The organism is Microbacterium pumilum (genome assembly GCF_039530225.1).
In the GTDB taxonomy this organism is placed as follows: Bacteria; Actinomycetota; Actinomycetes; order Actinomycetales; family Microbacteriaceae; genus Microbacterium; species Microbacterium pumilum.
On record NZ_BAAAOH010000001.1, the window covers coordinates 1,298,001 to 1,319,107 of the forward strand.

Here is a 21,107-nt window from a genome sequence, read left to right on the forward strand (position 1 = left end):
CGGCACGCCGCAGGGCGTGGACGGGAGGTTCGCCCATCGCGACCCTGCCGTGCCCCTCGTCGACCAATCGCTCGGCGCTGGGTGGCAGATGCGGGGTGTGCACCTGTCTACTCGCGACGCCTTCGCCCACGCGACTTGGCCTGGTCGCCGGTCGAACCGTGACCGGTTTCGGGTTGATCAGGCTTCGGCCTCCGCCGCCAGCGCACGTTCGAGGCCGTCGAGCAGCAGGTCGAGGCCGAAGTCGAACTCGTGGCTGAAGTTATAGCCCGGTCGGAGGACGTGCTTCGCGGTCAACTCGGCGAGGTAGGGGTAGTCGGCCATCGCCAGTTGGGCGAGCATGATCTGGGCCATCGCCGCTGTCTCCTCTTCTGTGGTGAAGGGGAGCGTCTTCTCCTGCATCGCGAAGCCGTAGATATAGCTGTCCAGTGCCGCGAATGCGTGTGCCGTCAAGGGAAGCGAGAAGCCGGCGTTGCGGAGCGTACCCAGAACGCGGTCGTGGTGTCGCAGGGTGGCCGGACCCGGGTTGGTGCCGGAGTCCTTCAGTGACGTAGCCCACGAATGGCGGGTGAGCATGTCGCGGAAGGACTCGGACCGCTTGTGCAGGGCCGTGCGCCAGTCGTCGCTGTGCGACGGCAGCTCGATTTCGGCGAACACGGCATCCACCATCCCGTTGAGGAGGTCCTCCTTGTTCGCGATGTGGGTGTAGACCGACATCGCCTCGATCCCGAGGGCCTCCCCGAGGCGGCGCATGGTCAGCGCGTCCAGCCCGTCTTCGTCCGCGATGTCGATCGCAGCCTCGAGCACTCGATCGCGGCTCAGCTGCGTTCTGCGCCCCGCGGGCTGGCGCCCCGTTCTTCGTTCTCTTCCAGCAGGCATGTTGACAACCTTACCTTGTAGCGGTACTTTCCTTACAACATAAGCATACAACGTAAGGAAATATCATGACGCGCACGATGCTCGATCACACCCAGTCCCCCTCCGAGACGTCGCCACTGAACTTCCGCAAGTGGTCGCAACGCACCGCAAGCCTGGTCGCCGGGTCCAGCCTGGCGGGAATGGCGGTGGTGATGTCTATCGGATGGTTCGGCCTCATCGTCCCGCTGATCGACCACAACGACGCCGATGCCACCGCCGCGGCGATCACCGCAGCACCCCTGATGTTCCTGGGCGGAGTTTCGGCCGTAGGGATCGTCATCCTGCTGGACTTCGTCGTCTGCGCGGCGTGGTACGCGCTGTTCAAGCCGGTGAACCAGACCCTGTCGGCGATTGCAGCGTGGGTGCGAGTGGTCTACACGGTGCTGTTCGCGGTCGCCGCTGCACAGCTGGTCAACGCGTTCACGATGCTCGAAGATCCGGCACAGGCCCTCGCCGCGGTCGAGGCCTACAACGCGATCTGGGTGGTCAGCCTCGGACTGTTCGGCATCCACCTGCTGCTGATCGCCTACCTGATCCTTCGCGCCGACTTCATCGCTTCCGTCTTCGGTGTCCTTCTGGCCATCGCCGGCCTCTGCTACATCGTCGACGCGATCGGCGTGCTGTTCGGCCTGGAACTGCCCATCCTGTTCGGCTCGTTCGGATTCGTCGGCGAAGTCGCCATCATCTTCTGGCTGTTCATCAAGGGACGCACCCTCACCCGCTGAGGCGGTTCGCAGATGCCGTGGTTCGACGCCACGGCATACCTACCGTCTCGAGGCCAACCTAGCGCTGCCTCACGTCGACGTCCGCTCGGAGCAGGTCTCCCGCCACTGCTCAGGTCGAGACCGCTGCGACCCACACCGCCGTAGACTACGCGCATGGGTGGCAGGGCCAAGCCCCGGGGTAACCTGCCGGCGGAGTTCAGCAGCTTCGTGGGCAGGCGCCTGCAGATCCAGCAGATCAAGACCCACCTGGCCGCCTCGCGTCTGGTGACCCTCACAGGGCCGGGCGGTGTCGGCAAGACGCGCCTGGCGTTGCGGACTGCTGCGGACCTCGAGCGCGGTGTCGCGGACGGCGTCTGGTTCGTGGAGCTCGGGGGCCTGACGGACGCACGTCTCGTCCCGAAAGCGGTGATGACCTCGGTTGGTCTCCGCGACGAATCGGGACTGTGGCCGCTCTCTCGGCTCATCGACCACATCTCGGCGAAGCGACTCCTGCTCGTGCTGGACAACTGCGAGCACCTGCAGGACGCCTGCGCCGTGCTGACCGATTCGCTGCTGCGGGAGGCGCCGGAGCTGCGAGTCCTCGCGACGAGCAGACAACCCCTGGGTGTAACCGGCGAACAAGTCGTCCACATCGATCCGCTGACTGTGCCCGCAGGTGGGGCGCCGTTCGTGCTCGCGCGGACGGCCCAGGCCGAGGCCGTCGCCCTGCTTGTGGCGCGGGCGAACGAGGCGGGCGCGGACCTCGTCCTGACCGACGCCAACGTGGGCGACGCCGTCGAGCTCGTCAGGCGCCTGGACGGCATCCCGCTGGCTATAGAGCTCGCGGCTGTGCGGTTGCGAACGCTCAGTCCAGGGCAACTGGTCGAGCGGCTGAACGACAGATTTCACCTGCTCACCGGCGGCAGTAAAGCAGCGCCGGCGCGGCATCAGACCCTTGAGGCAACGATCTCCTGGAGCCACGATCTCCTGGATCCCGAAGAGAGGACGGTGTTGCGTCGTCTGGCTGTCTTCCCCGCGTCGTTCACGTTGGGGGCGGCCGAGCGGGTCTGTGGCGGCGAGCCCGTGGCCCCGGACGTATTGGGTGCACTCGGCGCGCTCGTTGACCGGTCATTCGTGAATGTTGAGCGCGCCGGAGGCGATGCCCGCTACCGCCTGCACGAGACGACTCGCGAGTTCGCTCTCATCCGACTTCGCGAGGCGGGGGAGGAGGCCGTGGTGCGGCGCACGCAGCTGTCCTTCTTCGCAGAGATGTGCCGTGGTGCCGACTCCGATGGTCGCGACGCGGACGACGAGACGACGCTGGCGAATCTCGAAGCGCTGGAGGTGGAAGCGGACAACATCCGCGCAGCACTCCGGTATTGCCTGGCAGACCCCGGCAGCGTGCAGACCGGGTTGGAAATGGCCGCAGGGCTGGGGCGGTTCTGGACGAGTCGGGCGCTGAGCGAGGGCGTCCAGTGGATCGAGGCGCTGCTGGAGCGCGACGGCGGCGAAACGAGTGCGCGTGCTCGCGCGCTGTTCGTCCGAAGCTACCTGGCAGCGGCGCAGGGCGACCCGACCGCAGGACTTCAGGCATCCGCCGACGCCGCCCAACTGACGCGCGGTGCCGACGACGTGCTGCGCGTGCGGATTCTCGCGACCCGCGCCGCGTTGCACGTCCTGGACGGCGACATTTCCGAGGCTCGACGCTGGTCGGATGAAGCATCCACCCTCGCGAACATTCTCGACGACGACATCGCCCACGCGGCCGCCGCGCAGGCCGAGGCACTGATCGCTTCGCTGGATGGGGACTTCGTGCGCATGCGAGACGTCGGACTCGCCGCGGCCGAGCGCTGCCGACGTGCCCACGAAATCTACATGCTCAGCACGCACCTGACGAGCGCCGGAGTGGGTTCCATGATGCTCGGTGATCACAGCGCGGCGGAATCATCCCTGGTCGGCGCGCTGCATGCCACACTCGCCATCGACGACCGTCCTGGCCTCGTGATGCGTTTGCAGGCGTTGGCGGCGAACGCCGCGATGGCTCGCCACGCAGAACACTCCGCCAGGCTTCTAGGCGCCGCCGACATGCTGCGCACCGAAGGCGGGTACGACGTCAGCCCATTCATCCGGCCGCTGGTGGAACAAGCCGCGACCCGCGCGGCTACCCGCCTCGGCCGGGAGCGGTACGAACGAGAACGCAACGTGGGCGCGCACCTCGACCGCGACGCCGCCATACGGCTCGCACTGGGAACCGACCTCGCGCACAACCCCGAGCCGGCTCCCGCCGGCCCGAACCCGCTGAGCAAGCGCGAGCGGCAGGTCGCCGAGCTGGCCGCAGCCGGGTTGAGCAACAAGGAGATCGCGACCCGCCTGTTCGTCTCCGAGCGAACGGTGGAGACGCACATGTACAACATTCTGAACAAGCTGGGGCTGAACTCGAGAACCAAGATCGCCGACTGGGTCCTCCCCACCGGCTAGTTCGACGGTGGAACCTCGGCGGTCACGAGTCGTATGGCTCGCGCGCCCCCTGGGCAGCCGCCGCCCGCGCACGTGCGGCGGGCTTCTCAGTACCGGCTACGTGCTGCCCCGGAGTCGAGACGCGGCGCAGACCGAGCAGAGTTCAAGTAACCCACCACGTTCAGGATTCGAGGCAACACCATGACTACTTCAACTCTCCTCACCACACCGGCCGCCGACTCGAGGCCGGTAAGAGGATCATCGGACGGGCTTGCGACCGAGAAGGTCGTCCCCACGACGATGCGGGCCATCATCCAGGGCGCATACGGCCCCGCGGGCGACGTGCTCAGTCTGCAGGAGGTCCCCGTGCCGGTCCCCGGGGTCGGCGAGGTTGTGGTTCGGGTCCACGCCGCATCGATCCACGTGGGCGACCTGGTCACCATCGAGGGCGAGCCGATCATCGCCCGCTTCGCCTTCGGGCTTCGCAAGCCGCGCAACCCGGTGCCCGGGACCGACATCGCCGGAACCGTCGTCGCGGTCGGAGACACCGTCACCCAAGTGCGGATCGGCGACGAGGTGTTCGGCTGGTGCACGGGCGCGTTCGCGGAGTACGCCTGCGCCGCGGAGGATCACTTCCTGCCCAAGCCCGCAAACCTCACCTTCGAGCAAGCTGCGGCCGTGGGTGTATCCGCCACGACGGCCCTCCAACTCCTGCGCGACCGCGCGGTCTTCGGGGCGGAAGTGCTGATCAATGGAGCATCCGGCGGCCTGGGGTCCTACGCCGTCCAGATCGCCGCAGCCTTCGGTGCCGAGGTGACCGGTGTGTGCGGTCCCGGCAATGTCGAAACCGTGCGGTCGCTGGGCGCCCGCCACGTGATCGATTACACCAGGGAGGACTTCACCCTGGGGGGACAGCGTTACGACTTCATTCTCGACAATGTCGCGAACCACTCGCTGGCACGGACACGAGGCGTGCTCACCGAGCGGGGCGTGCTGCAGTCCAACAACGGAACGTCCGGCGGCCGCTGGTTCGGCACCCTCGGAACGGTGATCAAGACGGCTGCGGTGTCGAAGTTCACGCGCCGGCAGGCCCCGCCCTCCATCAAGTTCACGAACCGGCAGGACCTGCTCGTCTTGAAGGATCTCATCGAGGACGGCAGGGTGATACCGCTCGTCGATCGGACCTACCCGCTGTCGCAGGCCGCCGATGCGCTCGGACACGTGCGGAACGGTCACGCCCGAGGCACGGTCGTCCTGACGATCGCGGCGCCGCTGGAAGTGAGGAGCTGATCGTGAGCGATCCGACGCACGCAGTACGGACGCCCGTGCCGGCGTGGCGGACGCAGGTCCATGCGCGACCCCGACGCCGGGAGATTCCCGCGTCGGGGTGGACTGTCGACCTGATGCCTTCGCTGGTCGGCAAGACCGTCATCGTCACGGGCGCCAACAGTGGCATCGGATTGGAAACGGCGCGGGTCTTCGCCGCCAAGGGAGCCCACGTCGTCTTCGCTGTGCGCGATGAGACAAGGGGCCGGGATGCGGCGGCCGGTGTGTCCGGCTCGACCGAGGTCCGCCGTCTCGACCTCGCCGACCTGCAGTCGGTGCGGGCGTTCGCAGATGCGTGGACGGACGACATCCACATTCTCGTCAACAACGCCGGGGTGATGGTTCCTCCGCTGGGTCGCACAGCGGACGGGTTCGAGCTGCAGTTCGGCATCAATCACCTCGGTCATTTCGCGCTCACCAATCTGCTGCTGCCCCACGTTTCGGGACGTGTCGTCACCGTCGCCAGCAGTGCCCACCGTTCCGCCACGATGGACTTCGACGACCTCAACTGGCTCACGCGGCGGTATGGCACGGGGTCGGGCGGGTACGAGCAATCCAAACTCGCAAACCTGCTGTTCACCCTGGAGCTGCAACGCCGACTCGAACGGTCCGGCTTGCCGGTCATCGCCGTCGCGGCACACCCCGGGATGACCGCCACCAACCTCATGTCGAGCTCCGAAAGCCCAGCCATGATCGCCTTCGCCAAGGTGGCTGTCCGTCTCTTCGCTCAGGACCCGGCGATGGGCGCCACGCCTACCCTCTTCGCCGCCACAGCGGACCTTCCCGGGGGCAGCTACGCAGGACCCAGCAGACGCCGCGAGATGGCAGGACCGCCGATTCTCGTTGGCCGGTCGATGGTCGCGGCGGACCCCGTCGTCGCCGCACGCCTGTGGGCCGCGTCCGAGGAACTGACCGGGGTGCGGTATCCCGGGGCGATCTGCACGAGCGGACATGACCGCAATCGGGCGAAGTGGGCGCGTGGCATCTCTCGGCTGGAACGGCAGCGTCACTACCCGTAGGCGCGGCCTTGGGGGACCTGGGGCTCTTCGACGCGAGTGACCTCTTCGTCGGCGAGCGGGTCGAACGTCTGGCGACCGCATCCGTCTCCGCTCGTTTGGGGTCGGGGCACCGTCCGGCAGTACCTCCGGCGCCAGATCAGCGCGGGTGCGGCGTGACCGGCCCGGCGGTCTCGGTGCCAACCGGAAACTCGATCGGATGATCGGCGCCCCAGGAGGCGAGGAGTCGAAGGCGTTCAGCCGACGGAGAGCCCGGTTCCGCCGTGTAGATCATCAACACCTGGCCCGGTTCGGCGGTGATCGCGAGTTCCTCGTACGCGAGGGTGACCTCGCCGACGACCGGATGGTGGAACCGCTTGGTCCCGGAGCCGTGGGTGCGCACATCGTGGGCGCCCCACAATCGGCGGAATGTGTCGCTGCGCGTGGAGAGCTCGCCGACGAGGTCCTGCAGCCCCTTGTCGTGCGGGTCGCGGCCGGCTTCAGTTCGCATGATCGCGACGCACATCTCGGCGAACAGGTCCCAGTCCGGGTAGAACTCCTTGGCGGCAGGGTCGAGGAACTGGAATCGGGCGAAGTTGGGGGTGCGTCCGCGATCGCCGATCAGTGGTGAGTAGAACGCGCGCCCCAGCGCATTGGTCGCGAGCAGGTCTTGGTGCTGATCCCGCACGAAGGCGATGCCGTCGGTGATCGCCGAGAGGGCCCATTGCAGGCTGGGGCGCGGTGCTGTGGACTTCACGCCGCGCCGGCGGGGTCTGCCGGAAGACGGGATGCCGTCCGCAGCGCGAGCGAGGTCGAACAGGTGCGCCCGTTCGGTCTCATCGAGCTGCAGTGCCCGCGAGATTGCGTCGAGCACGGAAGCCGAGGCCCCGGCGATCGTGCCGCGCTCGAGCTTGGAGTAATACTCGACACTGACGCCGGCGAGCGTGGCGACTTCGGTGCGCCGCAGGCCGGCGACGCGTCGGTTCGGTCCGGCGGGCAGCCCGGCCGCATCCGGCGTCAGCTTCGCACGCCGTGACATGAGGAACTCGCGCACCTCGGATCGGTTGTCCATGCCGCCATCGTAGGTCGCGACATCCGCGTGAGGGATGCCCTGCCGGTACACCTCTCATCAGGAACTCCCTCGATCATCGGATACCCGATTGGCTGAGTCACATGCCAGCCACTTCCCGCACCTCCGACCGGTCCACGATCGGCCGATCCGCTCCGACACTGCTTCTTCTGCTGACGGTGTTCGGGCCGATCTCCATGGACCTCTACCTGCCCGTGCTGCCTGCGCACCGAAGAAGAGGTGCCTGAGACCATGACAACTGCTCCCGCCGATTCGACAACGCGCGATGGCAGCACGCCTATCCGCGTCACCGTGAATGACCAGGTCGTGACGGGGGTGCTGTGGGACAACTCCACCTCGCGGTCGTTGATCGACCAGCTGCCGCTCAGACTCACGTTCAAAGATCTCAACCGAGTCGAGAAGATCGGTCGGCTCCCGCGACCCCTGTCGATGGCCGGTATGCCCGAGGGCGATGACCCGGAGCCCAATGAGATCGGATACTACGCACCATCCGGCGATCTCGTCCTCTACTACGGCGACGTCGGATACTGGCCGGGCATCGCCCGCATTGGGCAGTTCACGTCGGATCTGTACCCCATCCAACAGCAGGACGAGGATTTCACCGCCACGATCGAACTCGACGGGTAACAGCCCGGAGGGACGTCAACTCAACGCGTGCTGCGCCGGCTAAGCGCCGTCACTCACGCGGCTGAATCCCGTGCGCTCCACTCCCGGCACGAAATCAGGTTTGCTGCATCCGTGAGGCCCCCTGCGCCGGAATCACCTTACGCGGGCTTGCGTCAACCTTCTGGCGATCGCCGCGCCGAAACCGAGGTGCGAGATGACAAGAAAACGCGACACGGGAACAGTCGTGGAATACGACCGGGTCGGGGGCGCCGATGTGCTGCAGGTGCGCCCGAGGCCGCTTGTTCCTCCTGGTCCCAGTGAGGTGACCGTCGAGGTGATCACGGCGGGGATCAACCACATCGACTCCTTCATCCGCGCCGGGATCGAGCCGGGGTGGGCGGACGACCCGTGGCCGCGCCGATCCGGGAGCGACTTCGCGGGAATAGTGGTGGCCGTTGGCAACGGCGTGCGGCGGTTCCGGCGTGGTTCAGAAGTGATAGGACACGTGCGCGAGGGCGCGCAGGCGACATTCCTCAATGTCGCCGAGTCGGCGCTCGTGAGCAAACCCAAGGATCTTGCGTGGGAGTCGGCGGGTGGCCTCTATCTCGCAGGGGCGACGGCGCTCGAGACACTCGATGAGCTGCGGATCGGCGCCGACGATGTCCTCGTCGTGTCCGCTGCGGCCGGTGGCGTCGGCAGCATCGAGGTGCAGCTCGCCCGTCGGCGTGGAGCCACGGTGATCGGTACCTGCGGCGATCGCAATTTCGACTACCTTCGCCAGCTCGGGATCAAGCCCGTTCGCTACGGGGAAGGCATCGCCGAACGAATCCGGGCCGCGGCCGGCGGTCCCGTCACCGCAATGATCGACAACTTCGGGCAGGACGGTCGCGAGCTGGCGGATGCCCTCAATCTGCCTCCATCCCGCTTTCGATCCAGCGAAGATCGCCGCAATACCGAGTTGCGACTGCTGCAGGAAGATGAGGTGTCGATCGAACGCGGCACGCTGCTGCTCGAGCGACTGACCGCGCTCGTGACGACGCGCGCCTTCACGCTCCTCGTCTCGGGCTTCTACCCTCTCGGCGATGTTGTCGAGGCCTACGAGGACCTCGCACGACTCCACTCGCGAGGGAAGGTGATCCTCGGCACACATCCCGTGACGACCGTCCGAACCCTCAGGGCTCGCGACGTCTTCGAACTCGCCGGCTGAGGTCTGCACCCCCGGCGGCATCGAACGCGAGCGCGGCCATAGTCCGCAGCAGAGTGAGGCGCCGGTTCGCCGCCTCTTTGACTGTCTTGCGAGGCGGATGCCGAGCGAGCGCGATCAGCATCAAGTTCGCCTGGCGCTGGCTCGCCGCCGTCGTCGCGGTCGTGATCGGACTCGCATTCGTGGTCGGGACGCGCATCATCCTTCGAGGTGGCGGACCGACGACGGTTGTCGAGTTCATCGTCGAGATCATGATCTGGGGAGCGCTGTGGTGGATCGCGTGCTGGATCGTGATCAACAGACAGGTCACCCTTCGCCGACTGCTGCCCGGCGCCGTGCTGACCGGGATCGGATTCGCCGTCGCCGGGGTGTACGGCAGGCTCTTCCTTCCCCCGCTGCTCGCGGACTCCGCTCAGCGTTTCGGCGTGCTGGGCATGGCATTCACGTATATCGGGTGGCTGCTGGTGCTGTCGTGCATCCTCCTGGTCGCCATGACGACGGGTCGGGTGGCGTATCTCACCCGCAGCGGGAGCGCATGGCATCGACACGTTCCACTGGATATGCAGGGCGCCTGAGTCGACCGGCCCGGTGGTCAACGCGACCCTCGCCGCTGCGCTCGAGCCCGATCCGATCGGTCAACGACGCACCCGATAGCCCAGGTGAAGCACGCGGTTGCCCTGAATCACCACATCCGGTTCCTCCAACAGGTGCTGTGCGTGGACCGACCCGAAGTAGCGCTTGCCGGACCCGAACGCGACGGGTACGACGTCCATGCGCACCTCGTCGACCAGGCCGGCGTCAAGCACCTGGCCACCGACGTCGCCGGCGGCGGCCTCGACGCCATCGACGAAGTGAAACGGTGCGGCGGGGTCCCAGCCCTCGGGCTTCGGGCGGTGCGTCACGACGACCACGTGGTGGACACCGCCCGGAGGCTCGCCGTCCAGGACCTCGCCCACGGGGTCTCCTCTGCTTGGGGATGTCCTCGGGTTGGAGTCCGCCTAGGTGCGTCGTGAGAGCCGACGTCTGCTCCCGGCTGCGACCATCGACGCTCCGAGGACGATCAGGAGGCCGGCTGCGAGAGCCGGGCCACTGGAGTCCGCGCCGGTCGGTGGGAGCGGTTCTCCGGGCGGTGGAGTCGGCGTCGGGGTTGGTGTCGGCGGCGGCGTCGGCGTCGCGGCGTCGGCGACCACCTGGACGGTGAGCGGATCGCCGGTCCCGCCGTCCTTGTCCGTCGACGTGAACGACGCGGAATACGTGCCAGGTGCCGTGTACGTGTGCGTCACCGGCGGGTCGGCGGGGCCGGGGACGGCCTCAACCGGTGACCCGTCGCCCCAATCGATGGTGTAGTCGAACTCCGCCGCCATGTCGGCGGAGGAGGGATCGTCCGCACCGACCTTGATCGTGAACGGCACCCCGACCGTCGCAGTGAGCGCCCCTGTCACGACTGTGCCAGGCGCTGTGTTGGCGACGTCGAGGTCGGCGGTGTCCGTGTCCTGCTCAAGTCCGAGCGTCACCCTCAGGGTCACCATACGCGTTGACGGACCGTCATCGATTCCGAGTCCCTCGAGTTGCAGCCAGGTCAGAGTCGGATTCATCCCGGTCGCGTCGGTGAAGTCTCCGTCCGCGTTGAGGTCCCACTCGTATGCCGCCCCGGGGGTCGATCCTGACCCATCGAGCGTCAGGCTTCCTCCCTCGGCCACCGAGTAAGGTCCGCCGGCATCCGCGACGACCACGACCGGAGGGATGACGACCTGGTCGAGGTTGGCGGTGCTGGTGGCGTACGCGGGAGTGGCGGCGTACGTCGCGGTGATGGGGTGAGTTCCGGCCGTGAGAGCGCTGGTCGTGAAGGTTGCTGTGCCCGTCGCGTCGACGGGGACGTTCGAGCCGAGCGTGGTGCCGCCGTCGGAGAACGCGACCGTGCCGGTGGTGACGGGTGCGCCGCCGGAGGTGACAGTGGCGGTGAACGTCACAGCCTGACCTACGGCGGACGGGTTCACATCCGACACCAGGACCGTGGACGTGGCGTTGGCCTCGACGACCTGGTCGAGGTTGCCGGTGCTGGTGGTGTAGGCGGGTGTGCCTGCGTAGGTCGCGGTGATGGGGTGGGTACCGGCGGTGAGGGCGCTGGTGGTGAAGGTTGCGGTGCCCGCCGCGTCGACGGGGACGTTCGCGCCGAGCGGGGTGCCGCCGTCGGAGAACGCGACCGTGCCGGTGGTGACGGGTGCGCCGCCGGAGGTGACAGTGGCGGTGAACGTCACAGCCTGACCTACGGCGGACGGGTTCACATCCGAGGTCAACGTGGTCGTCGTGGGGCTCGCGGTCGTGAAGGTGAGGCACCAGCCTCCGCTGATCGAACCCGAGTCCCCGGTGGCGTCGTCGACGACCCACAGGCTCCACACGCCGTTGCCGGCCGCCCCGTTGAACGTCGCCAGGGTGGTCGCGGAACTGACGATCGGCGCAGGCGCCGGGAACGCGGCATCCGCTGTCGCAGAGTCATCGTCCGTGGGCCGGAACGTCCCCGAGGTGAGCGGTGTCGGCACCGAGCCGACGGCGTCGTCGTCGAAGACGACCGTCAACCCGCTGACGGGAGCCGTGCCGCCGATGTCGCTCATCAGCAGGAGGTTGGTCGCCGGTACAGGGCCGGAGAGCATCACATCCAGATCGACGGGGACGGCGTGCGAGACACCGTTGAGCGTCGCGGTGACCTTGGTGACGGGAGCGGTCAGCCCCGACACGGTGATGTTCGACGGGTAAGGGACCGCAGGCCCGTTGGCCGGGACCGTCAGCGGGCCGGTGTTGCAGTAGGTGCTGCCTGTCACGACGGTCGCGTTGTCCACTCGCTGCGACACGGAGCCGTTGCTCGTCACGAATCCCGTGCTGCCCGAGTAGGTCCCGACGATCGGATGGGTGCCCTCGGCGAGGGCGCTCGTCGTCACCGACGCGACGCCGGAGGCGTTGACGGCGACTGTGCCGATCGGCGCGCCATCCGCCGTGAAGGCTACGGTGCCGGTTGTCACCGGACTGCCGGAGGCGCTCACCGTCGCCGTGAAGGTCACCGGGCTTCCGGTCGCCGACGGCGAGCCGGATGTGGTCACAGCGGTGGTCGTCGCGGCGGCCGCCACTTCGGTCGTGATCACCAGGCTCCATCCGCCGGCCATCGAACCCACGTCCCCCGTGGCGTCGTCGACGATGAACAGCTGCCACACGCCGTTGGGATTGATGCCGGTGAAGGCACCCGCCAGCGTCGTCTGCGCGGAGGGCGCAGGAGCGGGAGCAGGGAAGGACTCCGCTGCTCCACCGTTGGTGGGACGGTAGGTGCCGGTCGGGACGTTGCCGGCCGGCACGCCGGCGGCTGCAGCGTCGTCGAAGGTGAGCGTGGCGTTGCTGGCCAACGCGAGGGTGGCGGGGTCGCCGATGTCTGACAGCACCACGAGGTTCTGGCCGGATGGCGCGACCACCATCGCATCGACATCGTTGAGCGTCGAGTGGGTCAGGCCGTGGAACACCACCTGCACCGCGGTCACCGCCCCCGCCATGCCCGACACGGTGATGGCGGAGGGGTAGGGACTGGCGGGACCGATCTGGTCGGGCGACCCCGTCGCGGGGATCGCGATCGCCGCGCTGTTGGTGAACGTCGTAGGTCCGTCGGCCTGTGCCATCGACGGTGCGACCACGGCACCGGCGAGCACGGCGAGGACGGCGGCGATGGATGCTGCGGCCCCGCGTCGCTGCATCCGTCGGCGCGCCACCACTCCGCGCGTGGTGTCGGATCCGGCCATGGTCTGCCACTCCCTCGTAGCGATCCGCGTCACCGACCTGCCGAACGGCGGGGTCTGGCGGACTATGTCCTGTGAGGGCACACTATGACTGCGATGGGTGCCGTGTACACCCCAAGGGCCTCATCCCTCATCAGTGGAGACTCGTCTCTCGACCACAGGAGAATGCATGGACCCTTTCATCGGCGAGATTCGCTGCTTCGGCTTCACCTTCGCCCCGCAGGGATGGGCGCTGTGCAATGGGCAGCTGCAGTCGATCCAGCAGAACACCGCCCTGTTCTCGCTCTTGGGCACCACGTACGGGGGTGACGGGGTCACCACGTTCGCGCTTCCCGACCTGCGCGGCAGAGTCCCGCTCGCATTCGGGCAGGGCCCGGGGCTGGCGAACTACGCGCAGGGCGAGCTGGCTGGGACCGAAACGGTGACACTCACCGCTGCGACCTTGCCACCCCACAGCCACACCGTCGCCGCATCGTCCTCGGCCACCACGAAGAATCCGTCCGATGCCCTCCCGGCATTGACCGCCGGCGGATCCTCGTACGGCACGACGGCTGACCTGGCGATGAGCGCCGCCATGATCGGCGGGGGCGGGTCCGGTCAGCCGCACGCCAACATGCAGCCCTATCTGGTGCTGAACTGGTGCATCGCATTGACAGGCATCTACCCGTCGCGGTCCTGAGTCAGAGCCGGCGGACGGTCTCCGATGCCGGAACAGCAGAGCATCGTCTGGCGCGGGAGTGGAGGGCGAGCCATGCTGGGGTCATGAGCGTACCGGACTGGATCCAGCATCTCGGGCTTGTCGCCTGGGTGGAAGAGATGGTCGAACTGTGCACCCCGACGAACGTCCGTTGGTGCGACGGCTCCGATGCCGAGTACGACGAGCTCTGCACGCAGCTCGTCGACGCGGGCACCTTCATCCGGCTCAATCCAGAGAAGCGGCCGCGCAGCTATCTCGCGCGGAGCGATGCAAGCGACGTGGCCCGGGTCGAGGAGCGCACGTTCATCTGTGCGCGCAGTGAAGAGGATGCCGGTCCCACCAACAACTGGATGGACCCCAAGGAGATGATGCCGATCCTCCGCGGTCTGTTCACGGGATCGATGGCCGGTCGCACGATGTATGTCGTGCCGTTCAGTATGGGCCCGCTCGGTTCACCGATCGCGCAGCTGGGTGTGCAGATAACGGACTCCCCGTATGCCGTCGTCAGCATGAAGATCATGACGCGGATGGGGCGTGCCGCCGCCGAGGTGCTCGGCGCGGACGGTGAGTTCGTCCCGTGCATGCACAGCGTCGGGTCCCCGTTGGCTGAAGGTGAGCAGGATGTCGCGTGGCCCTGCAATCCGAGCGAGAAGTACATCGTCCACTTCCCTGAGACGCTCGAGATCTGGTCCTTCGGGTCCGGTTACGGAGGCAACGCGCTGCTCGGCAAGAAATGCTTGGCGCTGCGGATCGCGTCCACCATGGCCCGCGACGACGGATGGTTCGCCGAGCACATGCTCATCCTTGGGGTGACGGACCCGGAGGGGGAGAAGACGTACGTGGCGGCGGCTTTCCCGAGCGCGTGCGGCAAGACGAACTTCGCGATGCTCGTCCCGCCGCCGACGTTCGCCGACCAGGGGTGGAAGGTGAGCACCGTCGGCGACGACATCGCCTGGATCAAACCCGGTGACGACGGCACGCTGTTCGCCATCAATCCGGAGGCGGGCTACTTCGGGGTCGCGCCCGGCACCTCATACGCGACGAACCCGAACGGGATGGAGTCGATCCGCTCCGACACGATCTTCACGAACGTCGCACTCACCGACGACGGGGACGTGTGGTGGGAAGGGATGGACGGGCCGAAGCCGGCGCACGCGATCGACTGGCAGGGAAACGACTGGACCCCCGGCTTGGGAACGAAGGCGGCACACCCGAACTCCCGGTTCACCTCGCCCGCGACCTTGAACCCGGCGCTCGACGAATCGTGGGACGACCCTCAGGGCGTGCCGCTCCGGGCGTTCGTGTTCGGCGGCCGTCGCGCCGGCACCATCCCGCTCGTCGCGCAGAGCTTCAACTGGGCGTTCGGGGTCTATATGGCGGCGACCATGGGCTCCGAAACCACCGCCGCTGCGTTCGGGGAGCAGGGAGTCGTGCGCCGCGATCCGTTCGCGATGCTTCCGTTCTCGGGCTACCACATGGGCGACTACATCAACCATTGGCTCGCACTGGGCCGGAACGTCCGCAACGCTCCTCGCATCTTCCAGGTCAACTGGTTCCGTCGTGACGCAGAGGGAAACTTCCTCTGGCCCGGGTTCGGCGAGAACATGCGCGTCCTGGAGTGGATCGTCGCCCGCTCACGCGGCCGAGCGCTCGCCATCGAAAGCCCCCTCGGCTGGATGCCGCGCTACGAAGACCTCACCTGGGACGGCCTCGACTTCTCCGAAGAAGACTTCTTCGCCTGCATGGCGATCAACCGCCGCGACTGGACGGCTGAACTCCTGGATGTGGAGGAACTCTTCATGAAGCTCTACAACCGGCTGCCCAAAGAAATGGAAATGATCCGATCTCTGACGACGAGCGCACTCTGGCGCTCGCCGAAACAGTGGGAGATGAACGCCGACCCGACGTGATCGCTGAACGCTCTGCGATGAGCGCTCCATCGGGCGCCACCCGACACTGAGGTGGGGGCTCCTTGACCGCTCCGCAGGTCCGCACCCCGCTGTCTGTGTCGGGCGTCACTCGTGTTCCGGCAGCAGGGGCGTGGACCAGCCCGGATCGCGACCGAGTTGCGCTGCGCGGGCGACCGACGCCGCGCCGAAGCGATCGCGCACCGAGTCGAGCACGGTGTCGAGGCGCGCCCCGTCGTCCCAGTCGATCGGCAGCTCCGGCGGGATGCTGTCGGCCCGTCCGAGCTGCGACAGCGAGACGCCGATCAGGGTGATCCCGCGCTCCGCGATCGTCGGCTGCGCAGCGGCGAGCAGTCCTTGTGCGAGGGCGAGCAGCACCGCGGTACGGTCGGTCGCGGAGCGCATGGTGCGCGATCGGGTGGCCTTGGCGAAATCTCCGTAGCGGAGGCGCAGCACGACCGTGCGACATACCCGGTCGCGGTCGCGGAGACGGCGGGCGAGCCGATCGACGATCTGGGTGAGGATGACGTCGATTTCTTCAGGCGAACGCGGGCGGCTCCCGAGCGCGCGCTGAGAACCGATCGACCCGCGGCGCTTCGTGGTGTCGACCGGGCGCGGATCCCGCAGCCGGGCGAGCGCGTGCAGGTGCGCGCCCGTCGCCTTGCCCAGCAGCCGCTCCGCGGTCGCGGCCTCCAGCTCGGCCAGCTGCCCGACTGTGCTGATGCCCAGCCGGTGCAGCTTCTCGGCGGTCACGGCGCCGACTCCCCACAGCCGTTCGACCGGCAGCGGGAGCAGGAACTCCTGCTCGCGCTCCGGTTCGACCACGAGCAGCCCGTCCGGCTTGCTGACCGCGCTGGCGACCTTGGCGAGGAACTTGGTTCGCGCAACGCCGACCGAGATCGCCAATCCGACCTCGGCGTGGACGCGCTCACGCAATCGCACCGCGATCTGCTCAGGCGTCCCTGAGGTGCGTCGCAGACCGCCGACCTCGAGAAATGCCTCGTCGATGGAGAGCCCCTCCACAAGCGGTGTCGTGTCGCGGAAGATCGCGAACACGTCCCGGCTGGCCGCGGAATAGGCATCCATCCGCGGCCGGACGATCACGGCATCCGGGCACAGCTCGCGCGCCTGCCGCCCGCCCATCGCGGTGCGCACACCGCGGGCCTTCGCCTCGTAGCTCGCTGCCAGCACGACACCGCCGCCGACGATGACCGGCCGGCCACGCAGTTCGGGCGCGTCGCGCTGCTCGACCGAGGCGTAGAAGGCGTCGAGATCCGCGTGCAGCACGGTCGCCTCGCCCCGCATCCCGTCCTCCCGCCGACATCCGTCCTGCGGATCGTCGCACGCACCGGCGACATGCGGGGGCTCGCCCGCGTCCTGCCCGGCGCGCTGCGCTTCGTATCATCCGGTGGGTGACGGCGCTCTTCCATCCAACGGGCTCGCCCGGAGCCCGGTGGACGGAGGTGCGACATGGCTCGCGCATACACGGGGGTCTTCCTCCCCGGAAACGATGGACATGCCCTCTGGGCGGCCGGCTGGGCCGGTTTCGAGGCGAAGTGGAAGGAGCTGTCGAAGAGCGGACTGCGCCTGCACAGCATCTCGGTGTCTGTCGAGAACAACGTGCCGCAGTTCATCGGCACCTACCGAGCGGGCACGGGCGGCCATGCGCTCTGGGTCGCGAACTGGGCGAGCTTCGAGGCGAAGTGGAAGGAGCTGTCCGAGCAGGGCCTGCGCCTGGTGAGCATCGCGGTCTACGAGGTCAACGGGACCGCGATGTATGCGGGCGCGTTCCTTCCGGGCAACGACGGGTACGCGCTGTGGGTCGCGAACTGGGCGAGCTTCGAGGCGAAGTGGAAGGAACTGTCGAAGAACGGCCTTCGCCTCGTGTGCGTCTCGGCCGCCGTCATCGGCGGCACGCCGCAGTACGCCGGAGTCTTCCGCACCGGCAGCGGCGGCCACGCCCTGTGGGCCGCGCCGTGGAACAGCTTCGACGCGAAATGGAAGGAGCTCTCCGCCCAGGGGCTGCGCCTCGTGAGCGTCGACACATTCCAGCAGGGCCGCACCCGAATGTGGGTCGGCGCCTACCTCCCCGGCCAGGGCGGTCACGGACTGTGGGCCGGTCAGGACTGGGAGAGCTTCACCGCACGCTGGCACGAGTGGTCGCAGCAGGGTCTGCGCCTTGTCGACACGGCTGGATCGAAGCATCCGTGCACGGCGAACGCGCTCAACCAGGTGGTCATGCCGACGGGGACATACAACTACTTCGTCACCGGCCATAGCGACGTGTACCACTGGCCCGTGCAGGACACAACAGGCGCGACGCGCTACGCGCGGCTGAGCCACCTCATGGCGGTCGAGCCGTTCCTCACGCTGCCGTTCAGCGACCCCGACGTGAAGCGCAGCGGCATCTGGCGCTATGGCGACGGCGGCTGGCATCATGCGGGCGACTACTCGCAGGGCGACGCGACCTTCGAGGTCAGGGCGTCCGCCGCCGGCACAGTGGTCCACGTGGGATGGGACCAGTGGTCGGGTAACACGGTCATCGTGAGCCACGATGTGAACGGCGTCTCGGACGCGTATCGCACGATGTACATGCACCTGCGCGATGGCGCCGATCACGATGCGGATGCCGCGTGGAACGACACGATGACGGCGGGGTGGATCTCAGCCTCCGATCTGGCCGCCTACAAGACCCATCTGCTCGAGACAGGCAACACACAGGACCCCGCGACACGGGACCTCGACTCGGCGCACTGGGGCACGAACGCACAGACGATCCCCGTCTCAGTGGGTCAGCAGGTGGCACGTGGGGAGCAGCTCGCGTGGGCGGGGAACACAGGTCCCGGTGGCAAGAAGGGGAGCGGCGGACCGAACACCCACCTCCACATCTTCTGGACGCGCCGCGACACGGACGGCCAGTTCTACTTCTACGACCCGTACGGGGTCTACTCGACGCCCGACAACTACGCCGCGGGCGTCACGGATGCGACGAGTGGGCCGTGCGTCCGCTATCCGGTGGGCTGGAAGGGCGGCAAGCCGCAGTACCCGTGACCTGGTTCCCATTCGAACGCAGACGTCCTATCCTGCGTGCAGGGCTGACGCCGAAGGAGGCGCGGATGGCTCGGGTTCGGCGCGAAGTGCGCACGCTCGGTCCGGGATGGTCGGAACCGATGCTGTGGTACGCGACCGCGGTCAGGGCGATGCAATCCCGCCCGCTCACGGATCCGACCAGCTGGCTGTTCTTCGGCGCGATCCATGGCGTCCACCCGACGGTGTGGATCGAGTTCGGGCTGGTCGAGTCGGATGTGTCGGCCCCGCCGGCCCGCGTCCAGCGGCGCTTCTGGAACCAGTGCCAGCATCAGAGCTGGTACTTCCTGCCGTGGCATCGCGGGTACCTGACCGCGTTCGAGCAGGTCGCTCGCGAGGCGATCGTCGCGGCCGGCGGGCCCGAGGACTGGGCCCTGCCGTATTGGAACTACAGCGATCCGACCCGGGCGGATGCGCGGAAGCTGCCGGAAGTGTTCGCCGAAGCCTCGCTCCCCGACGGGACGGACAATCCGCTGCGCGTCGAACGGCGTTTCGGGAGCGGCACGATGCCGATCCTCATCGCACCGGGACTCGTGTCGGTGGCCGCGCTCGACGACATCGAGTTCACCGGCGGGGTGGGCGACATCCCACCGGGTTTCGGCGGTCCGCGAACGCTCTTTCACCACGGACCGGAATCGGAGACGACCAACGGGGGCCTGGAGTCGACACCGCACAACAACCTGCACGGTGCGATCGGCGGCAGCATCCCGGGTGCCGATCCGAATGACTGGCGCAACTTCGGCCTGATGTCCACGCCGCTGACTGCCGCGCTCGACCCAATTTTCTGGCTGCATCACGCGAACATCGATCGGCTCTGGAGTTCCTGGCGGCGCGTCAACGATGACCCGACGGACGAGAGTTGGCTCGACGGACCGGCGGACCGACCGTTCGTCATGCCGACGAGCGACGGCGAGTGGACCTACACCGCTCGCGATGTACTCGACACATCGGCACTGCCGCTCGACTATGCCTACGACGACGAGCTGCTGCCGATCGACGTGGGGCCCGTCATCGGCGGACCCCCCGACGCGGGGCCGGGGGGCGGCGTCGATCTGGATGAAGGAACGACCATGACCCCAGAAGCCACGCCGGAGTTGATCGGTGCCAGCGATGGCGGCGTGCACGTCGTCGGCGAGACCGACGCCGCCGTCAGGATGGATGAGCAGCGGACGGGGTCGCTGCGTCGCGGGTTCGACCGCGGCGGTGCGGCAGATGCCGACGGTGCGGTACCGCCGCCGCGCGTCTTCCTCAAGCTCGAAGGCATCCACGGAACGAGCGACGCCGCGTTGTACTACGTCTACGTCAATGTGCCCTCCGACGAAGAACCCGCCGCACACCCGGACCGCCTCGCAGGCACCCTGTCCCTGTTCGGCGTCTCGGCCGCGAGCGATCGCAACGGCCCGAATGCGGGCAGCGGCATCAATCAGGTGCTGGAGATCAGCCGCATCGTCGAATCTCTGCACTTGTCGGGCGACGACCTCGCGGCGCTCGACGTCCGCTTCGTGCCGGCGAACGAGACCGTGGCGGCCGCGGACTTCATGGTCGGCCGGATGAGCGTCTTCATGCTCGAGCCATGAGCGCGCGCCTGCGGCTGCGCGGTGTCTCCGGGCTCCTTCGCCGGCCGCCCGCACCGGGATTGCTCGTCGCCAGCATCATCGGCTGGGCCGCACTGGTGTGGTCGGTCGCGAGCGATGGCGCAGAACAGGCGGGCGACACGGGGCGCACCCTGCATGCCGCGCATGTCATGGATGCCGCATCGCAGACCGTGGGTTCGACGCTGATGCCGCACTCCGTCGCCATGTGGCTGGCGATGATCCTCGCGATGACACCGCTCCTGTTGCTGCGAGAGGTCGGCCGCCTGTGGCGCGGCAGTCTCCGAAGACGCAGGCTCCCGACGATCGCCGTCTTCCTCGCTGGTCATGGCCTCGTGTGGGTGCTGCTGGGGCTCGTCGTCGTGCCGCTCTCGCAGCTGATCGCGGCGAGCGCTGGGTCGATCTGGCTCGCGGTGGCGCTCACCCTGATCTGGCAGTGCTCGCCGCTGCGGCAGCGCTCCCTCAATGCCTGCCACCGCGCGCCGACGCTGCGGGTCTTCGGCGCCGTCGCGCACGGGGATGCGTGGCGGTACGGCGTCATCACGGGCGGGGCGTGCGCGGCCGCTTGCGGCCCCATCATGCTGCTGGTGCTGATCGCGCCGGAGTTCCACGTCGCCGCCATGGTCGTCGCGACCGTCATCCTGACCGCCGAGCGCTACCAGCCGGCCAGGCAGCCTCGATGGCGACTGCCGCTCGCACCCGAGTCGCCGGAGTGGCGGGGTGTGCGCGCGGGGGCGGCGCTGAGGTGATT

16 protein-coding genes and 1 pseudogene are annotated in these 21,107 nt (G+C 67.9%); 12 read left to right on the top strand and 5 right to left on the bottom strand.

Translation table 11 applies throughout. From position 1 onward, the window contains the following. Positions 1–177: 177 nt before the first annotated feature. A complete protein-coding gene (locus ABD188_RS05860) occupies positions 178–876 on the bottom strand; it encodes a TetR/AcrR family transcriptional regulator (RefSeq protein ID WP_344059437.1) in 699 nt (232 codons plus the stop codon). A 65-nt stretch (positions 877–941) separates the two neighbouring features. Here ABD188_RS05860 and ABD188_RS05865 point away from each other — a divergent pair, with 65 nt between their 5' ends. The 4 genes from ABD188_RS05865 to ABD188_RS05880 all read left to right on the top strand — a co-directional run bounded on the left by ABD188_RS05865 (position 942) and on the right by ABD188_RS05880 (position 6,421). Continuing rightward, positions 942–1,640 carry a DUF4386 domain-containing protein gene (locus tag ABD188_RS05865; protein WP_344059439.1) on the top strand — a complete coding sequence of 233 codons (699 nt, stop codon included), beginning with the start codon at positions 942–944 and terminating at the stop codon, positions 1,638–1,640. Positions 1,641–2,135: 495 nt separating this feature from the next. Beyond that, entirely contained in the window at positions 2,136–4,097 is a 1,962-nt protein-coding gene (locus ABD188_RS05870) for a LuxR C-terminal-related transcriptional regulator (RefSeq protein ID WP_344059441.1), read from the top strand. A gap of 180 nt (positions 4,098–4,277) precedes the next feature. Continuing rightward, the gene (locus tag ABD188_RS05875) at positions 4,278–5,366 is read left to right on the top strand and encodes an NAD(P)-dependent alcohol dehydrogenase (RefSeq protein ID WP_344059443.1); all 1,089 of its coding nucleotides are present in this window, start codon (positions 4,278–4,280) and stop codon (positions 5,364–5,366) included. A gap of 2 nt (positions 5,367–5,368) precedes the next feature. After that, positions 5,369–6,421: an oxidoreductase gene (locus tag ABD188_RS05880; protein WP_344059445.1), complete on the top strand. Its 1,053-nt coding sequence runs from the start codon at positions 5,369–5,371 to the stop codon at positions 6,419–6,421. Positions 6,422–6,557: 136 nt separating this feature from the next. On the opposite strand, the gene ABD188_RS05885 is transcribed toward ABD188_RS05880, so the two are convergent. After that, the gene (locus ABD188_RS05885; RefSeq protein WP_344059447.1) at positions 6,558–7,469 is read right to left on the bottom strand and encodes a helix-turn-helix transcriptional regulator; all 912 of its coding nucleotides are present in this window, start codon (positions 7,467–7,469) and stop codon (positions 6,558–6,560) included. A 249-nt stretch (positions 7,470–7,718) separates the two neighbouring features. Between ABD188_RS05885 and ABD188_RS05890 the strand changes: the two genes are divergently transcribed. The 3 genes from ABD188_RS05890 (at position 7,719) to ABD188_RS05900 (ending at position 9,872) form a co-directional block, all read left to right on the top strand. Continuing rightward, a complete protein-coding gene (locus tag ABD188_RS05890; RefSeq protein ID WP_344059449.1) occupies positions 7,719–8,114 on the top strand; it encodes a cyclophilin-like fold protein in 396 nt (131 codons plus the stop codon). A 193-nt stretch (positions 8,115–8,307) separates the two neighbouring features. Further along, positions 8,308–9,300 carry an NADP-dependent oxidoreductase gene (locus ABD188_RS05895; RefSeq protein ID WP_344059451.1) on the top strand — a complete coding sequence of 331 codons (993 nt, stop codon included), beginning with the start codon at positions 8,308–8,310 and terminating at the stop codon, positions 9,298–9,300. Positions 9,301–9,377: 77 nt separating this feature from the next. Next, positions 9,378–9,872: a hypothetical protein gene (locus tag ABD188_RS05900; RefSeq protein ID WP_344059453.1), complete on the top strand. Its 495-nt coding sequence runs from the start codon at positions 9,378–9,380 to the stop codon at positions 9,870–9,872. 60 nt (positions 9,873–9,932) lie between these two features. Here the strand turns inward: ABD188_RS05900 and ABD188_RS05905 are convergent. Both ABD188_RS05905 and ABD188_RS05910 read right to left on the bottom strand, forming a co-directional pair. After that, positions 9,933–10,238, bottom strand: a pseudogene (locus tag ABD188_RS05905) (dihydrofolate reductase family protein); the annotation flags it as partial. Positions 10,239–10,295: 57 nt separating this feature from the next. Beyond that, positions 10,296–13,076 (bottom strand): Ig-like domain repeat protein, encoded by a 2,781-nt coding sequence (locus ABD188_RS05910; protein ID WP_344059455.1) that lies wholly within the window; start codon positions 13,074–13,076, stop codon positions 10,296–10,298. A gap of 166 nt (positions 13,077–13,242) precedes the next feature. Here ABD188_RS05910 and ABD188_RS05915 point away from each other — a divergent pair, with 166 nt between their 5' ends. Together ABD188_RS05915 and ABD188_RS05920 are read left to right on the top strand one after the other, a co-directional pair. Beyond that, a complete protein-coding gene (locus ABD188_RS05915) occupies positions 13,243–13,752 on the top strand; it encodes a phage tail protein (protein WP_344059457.1) in 510 nt (169 codons plus the stop codon). An 83-nt stretch (positions 13,753–13,835) separates the two neighbouring features. Beyond that, complete coding sequence (locus ABD188_RS05920; RefSeq protein ID WP_344059459.1) at positions 13,836–15,680, top strand: phosphoenolpyruvate carboxykinase (GTP); 1,845 nt, start codon at positions 13,836–13,838, stop codon at positions 15,678–15,680. A 105-nt stretch (positions 15,681–15,785) separates the two neighbouring features. Here the strand turns inward: ABD188_RS05920 and dinB are convergent, their stop codons facing one another. Continuing rightward, positions 15,786–16,982, bottom strand: a complete 1,197-nt coding sequence (gene dinB / locus ABD188_RS05925) for a DNA polymerase IV (RefSeq protein WP_344059462.1) — start codon at positions 16,980–16,982, stop codon at positions 15,786–15,788. 165 nt (positions 16,983–17,147) lie between these two features. On the opposite strand from dinB, the gene ABD188_RS05930 reads away from it, so the two are divergent. The 3 genes from ABD188_RS05930 (at position 17,148) to ABD188_RS05940 (ending at position 21,105) form a co-directional block, all read left to right on the top strand. Beyond that, the gene (locus ABD188_RS05930) at positions 17,148–18,728 is read left to right on the top strand and encodes a hypothetical protein (RefSeq protein ID WP_344059464.1); all 1,581 of its coding nucleotides are present in this window, start codon (positions 17,148–17,150) and stop codon (positions 18,726–18,728) included. A gap of 65 nt (positions 18,729–18,793) precedes the next feature. Then, entirely contained in the window at positions 18,794–20,341 is a 1,548-nt protein-coding gene (locus ABD188_RS05935) for a tyrosinase family protein (protein WP_344059466.1), read from the top strand. Continuing rightward, on the top strand, positions 20,338–21,105 hold the full coding sequence (locus tag ABD188_RS05940) for a copper chaperone (protein ID WP_344059468.1): 768 nt from the start codon (positions 20,338–20,340) through the stop codon (positions 21,103–21,105). The genes ABD188_RS05935 and ABD188_RS05940 overlap by 4 nt, the downstream gene beginning before the upstream one ends. Positions 21,106–21,107 lie beyond the last annotated feature (2 nt).